The organism is Aquimarina sp. MMG015, assembly GCF_018100855.1.
Taxonomy (GTDB): domain Bacteria; phylum Bacteroidota; class Bacteroidia; order Flavobacteriales; family Flavobacteriaceae; genus Aquimarina; species Aquimarina latercula.
The window spans coordinates 345489-361237 of record NZ_JAGJEB010000001.1; the positions used below are offsets into that span (position 1 = coordinate 345489).

Annotated in this window: 11 protein-coding genes; 6 read left to right on the forward strand and 5 right to left on the reverse strand. The window is 32.0% G+C overall.

Annotation, left to right across the window (positions count from 1 at the left end; all coding sequences use genetic code 11):
* Positions 1-109: 109 nt before the first annotated feature.
* Positions 110-1156 (forward strand): thiamine-phosphate kinase, encoded by a 1047-nt coding sequence (gene thiL, locus J8L88_RS01490; RefSeq protein WP_027394551.1) that lies wholly within the window; start codon positions 110-112, stop codon positions 1154-1156.
* 1 nt (position 1157) lies between these two features.
* Here thiL and J8L88_RS01495 read toward each other — a convergent pair whose 3' ends face one another.
* Entirely contained in the window at positions 1158-1427 is a 270-nt protein-coding gene (locus J8L88_RS01495) for a hypothetical protein (protein WP_027394552.1), read from the reverse strand.
* A gap of 220 nt (positions 1428-1647) precedes the next feature.
* On the reverse strand, positions 1648-2427 hold the full coding sequence (locus J8L88_RS01500; protein ID WP_118388275.1) for an alpha/beta fold hydrolase: 780 nt from the start codon (positions 2425-2427) through the stop codon (positions 1648-1650).
* A 61-nt stretch (positions 2428-2488) separates the two neighbouring features.
* Here J8L88_RS01500 and brnQ point away from each other — a divergent pair, with 61 nt between their 5' ends.
* Both brnQ and J8L88_RS01510 read left to right on the forward strand, forming a co-directional pair.
* Positions 2489-3766 carry a branched-chain amino acid transport system II carrier protein gene (gene brnQ, locus J8L88_RS01505; RefSeq protein ID WP_211059765.1) on the forward strand — a complete coding sequence of 426 codons (1278 nt, stop codon included), beginning with the start codon at positions 2489-2491 and terminating at the stop codon, positions 3764-3766.
* Positions 3767-3889: 123 nt separating this feature from the next.
* The gene (locus J8L88_RS01510) at positions 3890-5230 is read left to right on the forward strand and encodes a cytochrome-c peroxidase (protein WP_211059766.1); all 1341 of its coding nucleotides are present in this window, start codon (positions 3890-3892) and stop codon (positions 5228-5230) included.
* Here the strand turns inward: J8L88_RS01510 and J8L88_RS01515 are convergent.
* From J8L88_RS01515 to J8L88_RS01525, 3 genes are all read right to left on the reverse strand, one after another.
* Complete coding sequence (locus tag J8L88_RS01515; RefSeq protein WP_027394556.1) at positions 5227-5610, reverse strand: glyoxalase/bleomycin resistance/extradiol dioxygenase family protein; 384 nt, start codon at positions 5608-5610, stop codon at positions 5227-5229. The two genes, J8L88_RS01510 and J8L88_RS01515, sit on opposite strands and share 4 nt — an antisense overlap.
* Before the next feature lie 139 nt (positions 5611-5749).
* Entirely contained in the window at positions 5750-7045 is a 1296-nt protein-coding gene (locus J8L88_RS01520; RefSeq protein ID WP_211059767.1) for an aminopeptidase P family protein, read from the reverse strand.
* Between the two features lie 135 nt (positions 7046-7180).
* Positions 7181-7462: a hypothetical protein gene (locus J8L88_RS01525; protein ID WP_027394558.1), complete on the reverse strand. Its 282-nt coding sequence runs from the start codon at positions 7460-7462 to the stop codon at positions 7181-7183.
* 182 nt (positions 7463-7644) lie between these two features.
* Here J8L88_RS01525 and J8L88_RS01530 point away from each other — a divergent pair, with 182 nt between their 5' ends.
* From J8L88_RS01530 to J8L88_RS01540, 3 genes are all read left to right on the forward strand, one after another.
* Positions 7645-10497 (forward strand): glycosyl hydrolase, encoded by a 2853-nt coding sequence (locus tag J8L88_RS01530; protein WP_211059768.1) that lies wholly within the window; start codon positions 7645-7647, stop codon positions 10495-10497.
* Positions 10498-10595: 98 nt separating this feature from the next.
* Positions 10596-11720, forward strand: coding sequence for a helix-turn-helix domain-containing protein (locus J8L88_RS01535; protein ID WP_211059769.1), 1125 nt, complete (start codon positions 10596-10598; stop codon positions 11718-11720).
* A 116-nt stretch (positions 11721-11836) separates the two neighbouring features.
* Positions 11837-15715 (forward strand): hybrid sensor histidine kinase/response regulator transcription factor, encoded by a 3879-nt coding sequence (locus tag J8L88_RS01540; protein ID WP_211059770.1) that lies wholly within the window; start codon positions 11837-11839, stop codon positions 15713-15715.
* Positions 15716-15749 lie beyond the last annotated feature (34 nt).

Genomic DNA, 15749 nt, shown 5'->3' on the forward strand with positions numbered 1-15749 from the left:
AGAGGAAGAAGTAAGGAGAATGTTTGTAATTAGATTTGGAATTATTAAAATCCCGATTTTCGGGATTTTTTTGTGCAATCAAATCACCTTGTTCCCTACCTTTGCATTTATGATTGAAGATAAAAATACATCTAGAACATCGCTTTCTGAATTAGGAGAATTTGGATTGATAGATCATTTGACAAAAAATTTTAACATTCAACAGGAATCTACTATCGTAGGTATTGGTGATGACGCAGCGGTATTAGATTTTAAGGATAAAAAATGTGTTCTTACTACGGATCTTTTGATTGAAGGTGTACATTTTGATTTATCTTATGTGCCTCTTAAGCATTTGGGTTATAAGGCAGTAATGGTAAACCTTTCTGATGTATATGCGATGAATGCAATTGCCACACAGATAACAGTTTCTATTGCGGTATCAAATAGATTTCCTTTAGAAGCATTGGAAGAATTATATTCAGGAATTAAAACTGCGGCAAAAATATATAACGTGGATGTAGTTGGTGGTGATACAACTTCTTCAACTACTGGTTTAATGATTAGTATTACTGCAATTGGACAAGCAGACAAAGATGATTTAGTGTATCGTAATGGCGCTGGAGAAAGCGATTTGTTAGTTGTTTCAGGAGATTTAGGAGCCGCTTATTTAGGTCTTCAAATTTTGGAAAGAGAAAAACAAGTATATAAAGCAAACCCTAATTCTCAACCAGATTTGGATCAGTATTCGTATTTAATAGAGCGACAATTAAAACCAGAAGCTCGAAAGGACATTAAAGAACTCCTTAAAGCTTTAGATGTAAAACCGACTAGTATGATAGATATTAGCGATGGTTTATCTTCGGAAGTTATCCATTTATGCACAAAATCGGGAGTTGGTGTTAATCTTTATGAAGAAAAAATACCTTTAGATCCTGTAGTAATTTCTACTTGCGAAGAGTTTAAATTAAATAGCACAACGGTTGCACTTAGCGGAGGTGAAGATTATGAATTACTATTTACAATTAAACAAGATGATTTCCCAAAGATTAAAGCAAACCCTAATCTTACAGTTATTGGTCATATGACTGATGAGAAAAGTGGAATCGGATTAGTAACTCGGGCTAATGAAAAAATTCAATTAATGGCACAGGGATGGAATCCTATAAAAGAATAATTTAAGAAGCAGCTTGTAAATTTATTTTACCTTTAGTTCTTGCTGTTTTTTTAGCATGCACAGACGCTAAAGCATCATTAATTTCTTTTAGTTTAGGAGTCATAACTTCTAGTCTTCCTCTACTATTAGTGGTAGCTTGTTCTCCACAATGTGTGCAGGTAAATTCTTTTATATGATGGGTAACTTGCTTGGAGGTTACATAATTGTGACCAAATAAAGCGCAATATATTTTTGATATGGAGAATGACGAATGTGGGGTATATTTCTTCATATTTTAGGGGTTAAAAGTTCATTATCAATACAATAATAGCATTTTTTTAGTTATTAACAATTATTTGTAAGAAAAATTTTTGAAAAAACTTCATTTTATACATGAAAATTGTATTTTATAGTGTTTTTGTCTCTTAAAAACGTATTTAATCGAATAATTAAGGGTTGGATATGGTGTTTTTATTACAGGGTTAAATAGTTAATAAGTAAGGGAAAATAGCTTATTTTTTTGACAGAAAATGGTCTAATGATTTTAAGAGATCTGCTTTGTTCTCAATGTAAGACATATGACCACCATTAAAAGAGGTGAAATCTGTATTACAGCGTTTGGATTCTCTAAGATTTTGTTGATAAGACAATACAGGATCATTTTTGCCGGCAAAAATGATCTTAGGCTTATTAAACCTCATTAATGTTTCTGTATGATCTTTTCTAATTTTCATACCTTCTAAAGCAGCGATAATCCCTTGCAATGGATTTTTGGAGGCTTCGTTTTTAATTTTTTCAATCTCAGTTTTGTATTTGATTCGATTTTCTTCTGCAAAAAGATTTGCAATTGCCATGCTCGTATATGCACCAGGGTTTTTCTTTACAATATCAATTGCGCGACTACGATTTATTTTTCTTTCTTCACTATCTGGAAATGATGTAGAATTTAGTAATACGAGTCCTGATAATTTTTGAGGAAATAAATCTAAATAGGATAATGAAACATATCCTCCCATAGAATGACCAATTAATACTAGTTGTTCTTTTGTGATGTGTCTTATCACGCTATCAACTGCTTTAGCCATATCTTCCATTTTATGAATATAGCCTAAACAATCAGTTTTTCCGTGTCCTAATAAATCAATTGTAATACAAGTATGTGTATTAGAAAAATACGAAACCACCTGATCCCACATGGTTAGATTTTCTAGAAAACCGTGTAAAAAAACTAAAGGAGAACCTTTTCCTGAAACATGATAATTAATTTCAATCCCTTTATATGCTATTGTCATTTTGAAATTTTATATTTCAACTTTTAATAATTATTCGCTAAAGCGATATAAACGTAACCAAATGCGATTTAATAAAGAAACTTTTATAACAGGATTTGCATTGTTCTCTATGTTTTTTGGAGCAGGAAATTTGATTTTACCACCTAATCTGGGCTTCAAAGGAGGAGATATGTGGTTTTGGGTTACGATTGGTTTTGTCATATCAGCAGTTGCACTTCCATTGCTCGGGATTTTTGCTCATGCAAGGTTACAAGGAACAATGTTAGATTTTGGAAAAAAGGTTTCTCCAACATTTAGCCTTATTTATTGTTTGATTGTATATGCTATTTCTATTTCATTGCCATCGCCTAGAACAGCTTCTGTAACTCACGAAATGGCAATTCAACCATTTTTTGGAACAAGCTCTTTACTCACGAGTAGTATTTATTTTGCTATTGTATTGTTCTTCGTACTTAATCGATCTAAAATTTTAAATATTCTGGGTAAATTCCTTACTCCTATTATTTTTATTGTAATTCTTAGTATAATATTGATTGGGATTTTTTCTACTCATTCTCCAATGAATGCTTCTGTTTTTGAAACTCCAATAGTGGAAGGGTTATTAGAAGGATATCAAACATTTGATGCAATTGGCGCGGTAGTAGTTGGTGGAGTAATAATTATTTCTCTTCAATTAAATGGAAGAAAAAGTTTTGAAGAAAATCGATTATTAATACGTAATTCTGGATTAATTGCGGGAATAGGTCTTTTTATTGTTTATGCAGGACTAATATATTGTGGAGCATTATTTAATAATGATTTTGAACAGGGAATCAGTAGAACAGAACTATTATCTGGTTTAAGTGTGAAAACTTTAGGGAATATAGGAAGTACTTTTTTAAGTGTTTTAGTGTCTCTTGCTTGCTTTACCACAGCCGTTGGAATTGTTACAGGAACAGCAGATTTTATAAAAGGAGTATTCGGAAAGTCTCAATTGGCATATATTATAACTGCAATAGTAGGATGTATACTTGGTGTAGTTATGGGGCAATTGGATGTACACGATATTATTATCGTTGCGATACCTGCTTTAATGTTTATTTATCCAATAACGATTGTATTGATTCTATTAAATGTTTTACCAGATAAATTTACTTCTGTACTTGTATTTAGGGCTGTAGTTTTTATAACTATGTTATTTAGTTTACCAGATTTTTTAGCTTCGATTGGTTTCAAAGAACAAGTTCAGAATATTTTGGAAATTATTCCTTTAGGTAGCTATAGTTTGGCTTGGTTATTACCGGCTATTCTTAGTTTTATAGTTAGTAGCATTTTTATCCAATTAACTTCTAAAAAATAAATTAATCTTATTTTTAAAAAGTAAACGACATACGGTATTTCCTTTTTTATTAAATTCGCGTTCTTTAACATTTAATTAAGAGTGTTAATGTGGGGAATTTTAAAAAAGGGAAAATTTATACCGATGAAAAAACTATTATTTATTGTAGTAATTATTTTACTAGTATCTTCTTGTTCTAAAGATGATTATATTCCTATTGAATCTGATCTTGATGTAGAGTTATTAAATGTGTTAGATGAGGCTTCTAACGGAATAGGAACGTCTTTTTTTATGTTGCCAGAGAGTAATGATTATGTAAGTATTCCTCAAGATCCTTTAAATCCAATTTCTGAAGAAAAAGTTGTTTTAGGAAAATTATTACTACACGAAACTGCTACTGGAGGAAACCCAAAGATTACTGAGATGAAAGCAACATACTCTTGTGCTTCTTGTCATCAAGCGGCAGCTGGTTTTGCTGCTGGTGTACGACAAGGTATTGGAGAATGTGGAATAGGTTTTGGGATACGAGGAGAAGAAAGAGTAGCAGATACAACTGTTCCTAGAGATTCTATTGATGTGCAACCGATCAAATCTCCAACATTACTAAATGTAGCTTATCAGGATGTTATGCTTTGGAATGGACAGTTCGGAGGAACGGGAACAAATGCGGGAACAGAAGCTAGTTGGACAGAGATTCAAGAAAATTTTTTAGGATTTCAAGGTGTAGAAGTTCAGGCAATAAAAGGACAAAAAGTGCATAGACTACAGATAGATGATGAGTTTGTGAATACTTTTGGATATAAAGAACTTTTTGATGCTGCATTTCCTGATGTGGCAGAAAGTGAAAGGTATACAAAACGCACTGGAGCTTTGGCTATTGCTGCTTATGAAAGAACTTTATTAGCAAACAAATCACCTTGGCAGAATTGGTTAAAAGGAAATAATGAATCACTTACTGATTCTGAGAAAAAGGGAGCGATTGCTTTTTTTGGAAAAGGAAGATGTTATGAATGTCATACAGGACCTGCATTAAATGATAAAAGTTTTTATTCTTTTGGGATGGGTGATTTTGATAATGTAAATGGTGCATTGCTTTTATATGATGTAAATATTGATAAGGTTAAAAGAGGAAGAGGTGGTTTTACGAATAATCCGGCGGATGATTTTAAGTTTAAAACACCAACACTTTATAATTTAATAGACAGTCGTTTTTATGGTCATGGAGGAACATTTACTTCAATAAAAGATGTAATATCTTATAAGAATGAAGGTGTACCACAGAGCACAGAAGTACCATTAGAAAATCTAGCTCCTCAATTTGGTACTATACAATTAACAGCAGAAGAAATAGATGATATGACTTTATTTATTGCCAATAGTTTAAGAGATCCCGAATTAACTAGATATGTTCCTGAATCTATAAATTCTGGAAATTGTTTCCCAAATAACGATAATGTATCTAGAACAGATTTGGGATGTGACTAATTTAAGGTAGCAATCCACCAAGTATTACCGTAAGGATCTTTAAAACCTGCTCCGCGAGCTCCGTAATCTTCTTCCATTGGTTCCATAAGGGATTTGGCGCCTGCATCTATCGCATTATAATAGGTCTGATCTGTATCTTTTACATATACATACATGGATGTGTTTTGTGCTGGGTAGGTTGTAGAAGCTTCTGTTATCATTAAGGTGGTATCACCAATCATTACTTCGGAATGTTCGATTTTATAAGAAGGATCTACTTTTCGAATCATTTCCTGCGCATTAAATATTTTTCGAATAAAATCTATAAATTCTTCTGCATTTTTAACAACCATATAAGGCATTGCTTGTTGATGTCCAGCTGTAATTTTCATTCGTTGCATTCTGATGCTTTAAGGTTTTGATATCCAACGATGAAATCATTATAATTATTTTCTAAAATTTCAAAAATCGATCACAAAAAAACCTGATAGTTATAAAAAACTATCAGGTGTACGAATTTGTAGTAATATAAGATCCAACTTATGATTGATTTATCAATTCCTCTATTTCTTCTGCTTTTATAGGAATGTTCGCCATTAAATTAAAAGGCTCTCCTTCTTGTTGTATAACAACATCATCTTCTAATCTAATTCCAAAGCCTTCTTCAGGAATGTAAATTCCCGGTTCTACTGTAAATACCATATTTGCTTGCATAGGCTCGGTTAAGATTCCATAATCATGTGTATCTAAACCAATATGGTGTGAAGTACCGTGCATAAAGTATTTTTTATATGCTGGCCAATCTGGATCCTCTTTTTGCACATCGGCTTTATCAATAAGTCCAAGACTTAATAATTCTGAAGTCATAATTTTACCAACCTCTATATGATAATCTGCCCAGATAGCACCAGGAACTAACATTTTAGTAGCTTCGTCTTTTACTCTTAAAACTGCTTCATATACAGCCCTTTGTCGATCCGTAAACTTACCTGATACTGGAATCGTGCGGCTTAAATCACTAGAATAGTTAGCGTACTCTGCAGCAATATCCATTAGAATAAGATCTCCAGCTTTACATTGTTGGTTATTTTCTATATAATGTAATACGTTAGCATTATTACCACTAGCGATAATAGGAGTATATGCAAAACCTTTAGATCGATGATTTATAAATTCGTGTAGCAATTCTGCCTCAATATTATATTCCCACACTCCTGGTTTTACGAAACCAAGCAATCTTCTAAATCCTTTTTCGGTGATATTACAAGCGGTTTGCATTAGGTCAATTTCTATAGGGTCTTTTACGGAACGCAACCTTTGTAAAATAGGATTACTTTTTGCTACGGAATGTGCAGGATACTTTGCTTTCCACCATTTAGTGAAACGATCCTCTCTTGTTTCAGTTTCTACATTTGCTCTGTAATGCTCATTCGTATTTACATATACTGTATCGCATTGTGTCATGATTTCAAAAAATATTTTTTCAAGATCCTGTAGCCAATACACAGTTTTTATTCCAGAAGTTTCAAATGCTTTTTCCTTGGTTAATTTTTCACCTTCCCAGATAGCGATTAATTCACTCGTTTCTTTTAGGAATAAAATTTCACGATGTTTTTCATTTGGCGCGTCAGGAAATAATACCAAAATACTTTCCTCTTGATCAACACCACTTAAATAAAAAATATCTCTATGCTGTTCAAAAGGCATGGTACTATCGGCACTAATAGGGTAGATATCATTACTATTAAAAACGGCAATACTATTTGGCTTCATCTTAGCCGTAAAGTTCTTTCTGTTCTTTATGAAAAGGTTTTTGTCTATTTGGTGATATTTCATGTGTTCTATTTTAGTAAAGATGTGTTTTCAAAAATAGAATAAATATTTGCGTAATAAAAAAGGGAACTCAAATCTTATGAGTTCCCTTTATAAAGTATCTAAATACCTAATATTTTATTACCTAAAACAAGTATTTTATTTACTTATTGCTTTTTTAATAAATCCAATAATGGCCATTAAAACACCACCACCAACACCACCACCAGCAACACTACCTAGTATTCCTGCTATATCCATTCCTCCAGAAGTGTCAATTCCGAGATAACTTAATAGATAACCTCCTATTCCTCCTCCTAGAATTCCAAGTATTGAGTTTCCAATTTTTCCAAAAGAAGCATTTTTTAATAATGAGCCAGCAATATTTCCGCCTACGGCTCCACTGACTAATTGAATAATTAACGGCAAGTATTCTTCCATAGTTGTTTAATTTATTGGTTAGTTGTCAATAAATTAACAAAAAAACCGCAACAAAAGCAAAAAATGAATAAATCAAGAATTTGTTTTTGAAGAATTGTTTAAAACGTATTGTTAAACAATATCTAAAAATTTTGACACTATTTTAGCATTCTATACTTTCAGCCAACTAAATTTCCATTGTAATGAAAACATATAGCTTAACTTTTTTACTATTACTCAGTAGTATTTCGATTTTTTCTCAACAATTAGCAACCTCTGCTGATGAAATTCAGAAAGGTTTATTACAAAAAACAAAGCTCGAAAAATCGTCATTAGTAAAAAATGTTCCTTTTGAAAATATTGGTCCTTCAGTAATGAGTGGCCGTGTAGTTGATGTGGATGTAAACCCTAAAAGCACTACGGAGTTTTATGTTGGTTATGCCTCTGGTGGTTTATGGTACACTAACAATAATGGAACAACTTTCGAACCTGTTCTAGATAATGCAGAAACTATTAATGTTGGTGATATTGCGGTTGACTGGCAAAAAGGAATTATCTGGGTTGGTACAGGAGAAAATAACTCATCAAGGTCATCATATGCTGGAGTGGGAATTCTAAAATCGACTGATAAAGGGAAAACCTGGAAAAATGTAGGACTTATAGATTCTCATCATATAGGTAGGATCATACTAAATCCATCTAATTCTGATGAGGTTATTATTGGTGTAACTGGTCATCTTTATTCTAATAACGAAGAAAGAGGAATATATAAAACTACCGATGGTGGTATAACTTGGAAAAAGACCTTATTTATTAATAACGAAACTGGAATTATTGATGTTGCTTATGCTCCCAATGATTTTAATACTATGTATGCAGCGGCTTGGGATAAGGATCGTAAGGCTTGGAATTTTGAAGGTAATGGATCAGGTTCAGGAATTTATAAAAGTATAGATGCAGGTAATACTTGGAATAAAATTTCATTAGAAGGAAGCGGTTTTCCAACAGGAAATGGTGTTGGTAGAATTGGTTTGGCTGTTTTTGATTCTAATACTTTATATGCGGTTCATGATAGTCAGTTTAGAAGAGACGGAAGTAAAAAAACTGAAAAAAGTTCTGGACTTACTAAAGATGATTTTAAGGCAATGTCTGTTGATACATTTTTGAGTTTAGAGGATAAAAAGTTAAATAGATATTTAAAAACAAATGGATTTCAGGAAAAGTATCGTGCAGAAAATGTGAAGCAAATGGTACGTAGCGGTTCTGTAAAACCGATCGATTTGGCAAAGTATTTAGAAAATGCAAATGCTGCACTTTTTGATACGCCAGTGATTGGCGCAGAAGTTTATAGAAGTGATGATGGGGGTAAAACTTGGAAGAAAACGCACAAAGAATATTTAGATGATATTTTTTATAGTTATGGATATTATTTTGCTCAAATACAAGTTAATCCAGTAAATAAAGATCACATTTATATTTCTGGAGTACCAATTTTGAAATCTAAAGATGGAGGAGCAACGTATAAAAGCATAAGTGCAGAGAACGTTCATGCAGATCATCATTCACTTTGGATAAATCCAAAGAATCCAAATCACCTTATTAACGGAAATGATGGTGGTGTAAATATTACTTATGATGATGGAGAGAATTGGATCAAAGCTAATCAACCAAGTGTAGGACAGTTTTATGCAATTAATGTAGATCATGAGAAACCGTACAATGTATATGGAGGATTACAAGACAATGGAGTTTGGGTAGGTTCTGTAACCGCTCAAGAGAATGTTTCATGGCACCAAAGTGGTCATTATCCTTGGGAAAGTATTATGGGAGGTGATGGAATGCAGGTGCAAATCGATAATAGGAATAGTAATGTTGTGTATACTGGTTTCCAGTTTGGGAATTATTTTAGACTTAACCGTGATACTGACGAACAAACGTATATCCAGCCAAAACATGAATTAGGAGAATCTCCATACAGATTTAATTGGCAAACACCTATTTTATTATCTCCACATAATCAGGATATTTTGTATTTAGGAGGAAATAAGTTAATGAGATCTATGGATCAAGGAGATGAATGGACAGCAATTTCTAAAGATTTAACCAAGGGTGGTAAAAAGGGAAATGTGGCGTATGGTACATTGACTTCTATTTCTGAATCTATGTTTCAGTTTGGATTAATATATACGGGAAGCGACGATGGCCTAGTATATGTAACTAAAAATGCAGGAGGAAATTGGAATAAAATCTCAGATAGTTTTCCAGCAGATTTATGGGTGTCTAGAGTGGTTGCTTCTAAGCATAAAAAAGAACGTGTTTATGTAAGCTTAAATGGATATAGATGGGATGATTTTAAAGCATACGTTTATATGAGTGATGATTATGGGCAAAGCTGGAAAAATATTGGGAAAGAATTGCCAATATCAGCGGTTAATGTGATAACAGAAGATCCTAAAAATGAGAATGTTTTATACATAGGATCTGATAATGGAGCATATGTTTCGTTGGATAGAGGAAACACTTGGCAGGTTTTTTCTAAAGGAATACCAAATGTAGCCGTTCATGATATAGTTATACAACCAGTAGCTAATGATCTTTTATTAGGAACTCACGGAAGAAGTATTTATAAGACTAATATCGAACCATTACAGAATTTAACTTCTGAGGTTTTAACTTCTGAATTATACTTGTATCCAATGAGTTCAATAAAAGCTTCTCGACGATGGGGAAGCTCTTGGAGTAAATGGTTAGAAGCGTATGAACCTTCGACTACGGTTAAGTATTATGCAAAAACTGCAGGAAAAGTCACGGTTAAAATAACAACAGAAAGCGAGAAAATACTTCAGGAATTTTCTTCTAGTTCGGATAGAGGATTGAATTATGTAGAGTATGATCTTACTATTTCTGAAAAAGGAAGAAAAGCACTTTTAAAAGAGTTTCCAGATGAAGATATATCCAAAAAGAAAAATGGTAAATATTATCTTCCTGTAGGGAAATATGAGATTGTTATTTCAAATGGAAAACAAATAGAAAAAGTTCCTTTTGAGGTAAAATAAAGTATATACTTGGATTTATTGCGGATAGGATTTATATTCACATGTACAAAAGCAATTAACCTTTTATTGCTTTAGATAAAAGTTTATTAACCAACGTAATGAAAATTAACCTGTATAATGCGGCAATCTTTTTTGTGTGCATAGCAATCGTTGCTATAGCATTGTGGAGGTTTTATACATATTGGAAAAAGAATAATAAACCTAAATATTTTAATAGGTTTTTAGGATCAAAATCTTTTGATGAAATCTCCAAAACTAAAGAATCTGAGGAAGAAGCTGTTCAAAAGGCAATTCAGAACTTTAGAATGTCTGGATTAAATCATATGTTTTCGGAAGAAGAATTAGAACTGATACATTATGATAAACCTTCTCAGATTACGGGAATATTAAGTTATTTTTCTACATCATTATTCGATAAAGATAAATTAGATGATGTATTATGGGATATTGTAGAGAATTGTATTGCTTATCTACAATTAGAAGATTGTATCATATATATATTAGATGATTCGAAAAAAGTACTTATTCAAAAGGCGGCATTTGGTAATAAAAATCAAGGAGAACGTAAAATTTTAAGCCCTATAGAAATTTCTCTAGGTCAGGGAATTGTAGGGCAAGTGGCTCAATCTGGAGAGTACGAATGTGTTTATAACGTTACGTATGATGAAAGATATGTAGTAGATGATATTAGTCGTAGTTCAGAGTTAGCAGTTCCCATTACTATTGACGATAAAGTAGTTGGAGTATTAGATTCAGAACACTCGCAAGAAGGTTTTTTTAATGAACATCATATTTTGTTATTTCAATTAATTGCTAAACTTACAGCAAAGAAGCTTGCGCAGATTAATGTTGAAAACACTACAAACATAACTAATGATAATCTATATTTTAAAGAACTTGATTTTTTAATGAAAGAAGCTAAAATTTATAGAGACGCTAGTTTGGGATTAGAAGGAATCTCCAAAATGCTCAAAATTAGCAGTAATTACTTATCTCAAATGGTTACCGGTTTGAGAGGATCTGATTTTTCAGATTATGTAAATAGTTTTAGAGTCGAAGATGCTAAGTCTAAACTAAAGAATCCTAAATTCGTAAAATATACAACACTAGCTATTGGTTTAGAATCTGGTTTTAATTCTGAATCAAATTTTTATAATATTTTTAAAAAACACGTTGGTGTTTCTCCAAAAGAATATAGACAATCCGAGCAGGAGGTTAAATGAATTAGAAATAAGTACTCAATTTTTTAGGATAAGATATTGTAAAAAAAGTTGTTCTTTTACAGTAAAGGACGATTAATTATGCGTTCTGATAAATTGTATTAGACTCCTTAAAATTAATGAAGTACATACATAAATTAATAGTGTTTGGTGCTTGCTTTCTATTGTCTTGTTTTCATACTTACGGACAAGGAGAGGTTACTTATAATGTTAAATCTTATAATGTTTTTAATGGATTATCTAATAATTGGGTTTCTGATATATTCCAAGATGAAGATGGTTTTATGTGGTTTGCTACCCAATATGGACTTAATAGGTTCGATGGACAATCCTATAAAAAATATACTTACACATCAAAAAATTCGAGAAGTTTATCAGGTAATTGGGTAAGATCTATACTTCAGTTAAGTGATGGCAAACTTTATATAGGGACTTTAGGTGGGGGAATAGATATTTTAGATCCACATACTGGAGTATTCGAAAATCTTGAGAAATTAGAAGGTAAGAAAGACATATTAATGGTCAATAATTTGATCAAACATGGAAAAGATAATCTATGGATATCCTCTACAAGTGGAGCCTATAAATATGTTCCTAAAACTCAAAAATTAACTTCGTTTTATAGCAAAAGATCATCAAATATTTCGGTTCTTAATGAAAGAATGTCATTAATAGCGACTAAAGAAGGCTTGTTTGAGGTAACGGATACTATTACAAAAAAATTAGAGCTATTTAATGGAAGACTGATTACTAATATTCTTACTTTATCCAACAAGAGAACTATAGTATATATTGCTAATGAGTTATATAGTATAGAAAAAAGAAATGACCAATGGGTAAAAGAAAGACTTAATTTTGATAGCTCATATATCAGTAAGCCAACAGACAAATCATTCATTTTTCAAGACAATCGAGATTGGATTTGGCTAGCTGCAGGAAAAAATATATGGAAATTCTCTCCAGATTTTAAGACACAAATTGTACTTAATGCAGAGGATTTATTAGGATATGATTTTTCGGATAGGTTAAGGCTTCTTTGTATTTTTCAGGATAGGGATGATAATTTTTGGATAGGAACTAATGCAGGTGCTTTTCAACTTATAGAAAATAAACCTTTTAGACATCCTGAGATAGGAGCAATCGGAAACGTTAGAGAGATTGTAGAGTGTCAAGGTAAAATGTGGTTTACATTACCTGATGGATTGTATAATTGGGACAAGTCTAAAGGAACACAATTAGAAAAAGTTATTGATTATAGAATGACATCTTTGGTATGCGCATCTAATGGTTCAGTTTATGGATTATTTAAGAATGAATCTGTTGGAATATTAAAGATAGATGCAGAAAACGAACGCATAGTTGAGCAAATATTTGAATCTGAGAAAATAGTAGGGAATCCCTGGAGGATTGTTGAAGATTCAAATAAACGTTTGTGGATTACTCAATGGGATTATTTGATGGTTTATGATACCACTGATGGCAGTTATTTTAGATTTAAAGTAACTAAGAAAAATATTGGAATCATTGATTTATTTTTAGACAAGAATGACAATTTATGGTTAGGGACTATAAGCGGAGGTCTTCTTAAGTTTTCTAATGCTAGCGAAATTGTAGAATCTTCTAATTATAATTTTAAGCGTTTTGTACATAATAAGGATGATTTAAATAGTATTAGTTCTAGTTTGATTCAATCGTTACATCAAACAGAAGATGGAAAGCTATGGATGGGAACTGATGGAGGTTTAAATAGCATGGATATCGAAGAAGAGAAGTTCACCCGATATATGCGAAATGATCGAATGCCAAGTGATAAAATATTAAATATTACTAGTGATAAAAAAGGAGTATTATGGTTAAGTACAATAAGTAACGGTATAACTTCATTCGATCCTGAGAAAAATAAATTTAATACATATACTGTCAAAGATGGTCTATATGATAACTCTATGTTGTTGAGTTCTATTTACCGAGAAGAAGATGGATATATCTGGATGGGAAGTGAAAGAGGTGTAAATTATTTTAATCCAGAACAAGTAGAGGTTACCTCAGATTATAAACCAAATTTGGTTTGGTCATCTTATGCAAAACACCAAAAGGATACAGTTATTACAAGACATTTTCCGAATAAATTAAATGATGTTATTAAGGTTGGTCCTGATGATCAGAACGTTAGTTTTCAATTTTTAGCTTTAACTTTTAAAGAACCACAAAATGTTAGATATCAATTTTGGCTGCAAGGGTTTCATAACGATTGGCTGCCATTACAAGAGAAAGGATTGATTACACTATCATATTTACCCAAAGGAAAATACAAATTACACGTTAGAGCATCTAGTTCAGAGAATAAATGGGAAGTAGCACATGAACCAATATCCATTTTAGTATTGCCTCCTTGGTATAAAACTAATTTAGCTTATATTTTATATGGTTTATCTTTATTACTGTTGATTTTTTCTTTTTATAAAATCCAGTTAAGAAGAAAAATAGCTGAAACAGAGAAAGAGCATGTTTCTAGTTTGGCTGAGGTTAAAACACGATGGTTTAATCAGATTGCCCATGAGTTTAGAACACCTCTTACGGTTATTTTAGGAGCTGTAGACCAGATAAGAACTAGATCTGCAAAAGATGGTTTGGGTAAAGAAAATAAGCATTTACATCAAATTCAAAATCAGGCAAATCATTTATCGAATCAAGTGCATCAAATTTTGGAAATTGCACAGATGCAAGAGGATCAATTAGAAATTGATGAACAGGTAGGAGATTTTATTTCTTTTCAGAAATATCTTTTGTATTCATTTAAATCTCTTGCCGAAGAAAAAGAAATTTCACTTACATTTTCTAGCAATCAAGAAGAATTGTTAATTTATTATGATGATGATAAGTGGAGAAAAATCACTACCAACTTAGTTTCTAATGCTATTAAATATAATAAAATTGGAGGAGAAGTTTCTTTACAAATTAAATGTATTGAAGATGAAGAAAATTCTATCGTCAATGTTATTGCAAAGGATTCTGGGATTGGGATTTCTTCCGACTTTATAAAAATTCTATATGACCCTTTTACTAGATCTCAAACAGAAAATCAAAATGGTGTAGGGCTTGGATTAACATTAACCAAGGAGCTAGTAGAGTTAATGAAAGGTACTATTAAAGTAGAAAGTAAAGAAGGGTTCGGAACTGTTTTTACTATTAGTGTGCCTGTAATTAATGTTAATGAAACTCAGAATTCGGAAGAGATAATTATTTCCGAAGAATCATCTTTACCCATTGTTTTAGTAGCAGAAGATCATAAAGAAGTGCAAGAATACATAGAGTTTTGTTTAGCATCAAGCTATAAGGTTCTTGTGGCAAATAATGGACAAGAAGCTTGGGATTTATGTCAAAAACATCTTCCTGATCTGGTAATCTCTGATATTATGATGCCTAAATGGGACGGTATTAAATTAGGTACTATGATTAGAGACAATATAGCAACGAACCATATTCCTCTTATTTATCTAACAGCTAAGGCTAATCAAAATAGTCAAATCGAAGGTTTAAAAATTGGTGCAGATGCGTATTTAGCAAAACCGTTCGATAGAGAAGAATTATTGATTAGAGTAAATCACCTGATAGAAACAAGAAAAATATTAAGAGAAAAATATGATCGGGAGGATGTGGGGAATGTCTCGGAAAATCAGGTAATAGATAGCTTTATACAATCTGTCATAGACAGCATTAAAAACCATATGGATAATGATGAATTTAATGTGCCATTATTAGCAGAAGAACTACATATGAGTAGAGTTCATTTATTTAGAAAAATTAAAAACCTTACTGGTATGTCTCCGACTAAGTTTATTCGAAAAGTTCGGTTACAACATGCACGTGATTTATTGAGAAATAATGAGTTCACGATTGCAGAGATCGCATATCAAACAGGGTTTAAAGACCCTGCTTATTTCAGTAGAGTTTATGTAGAAGAATTTGGAAAGCCACCTTCAGAATCAAGAAAGTAAACCACAAAACCTCAGTGTTTACAGTAGATAATCC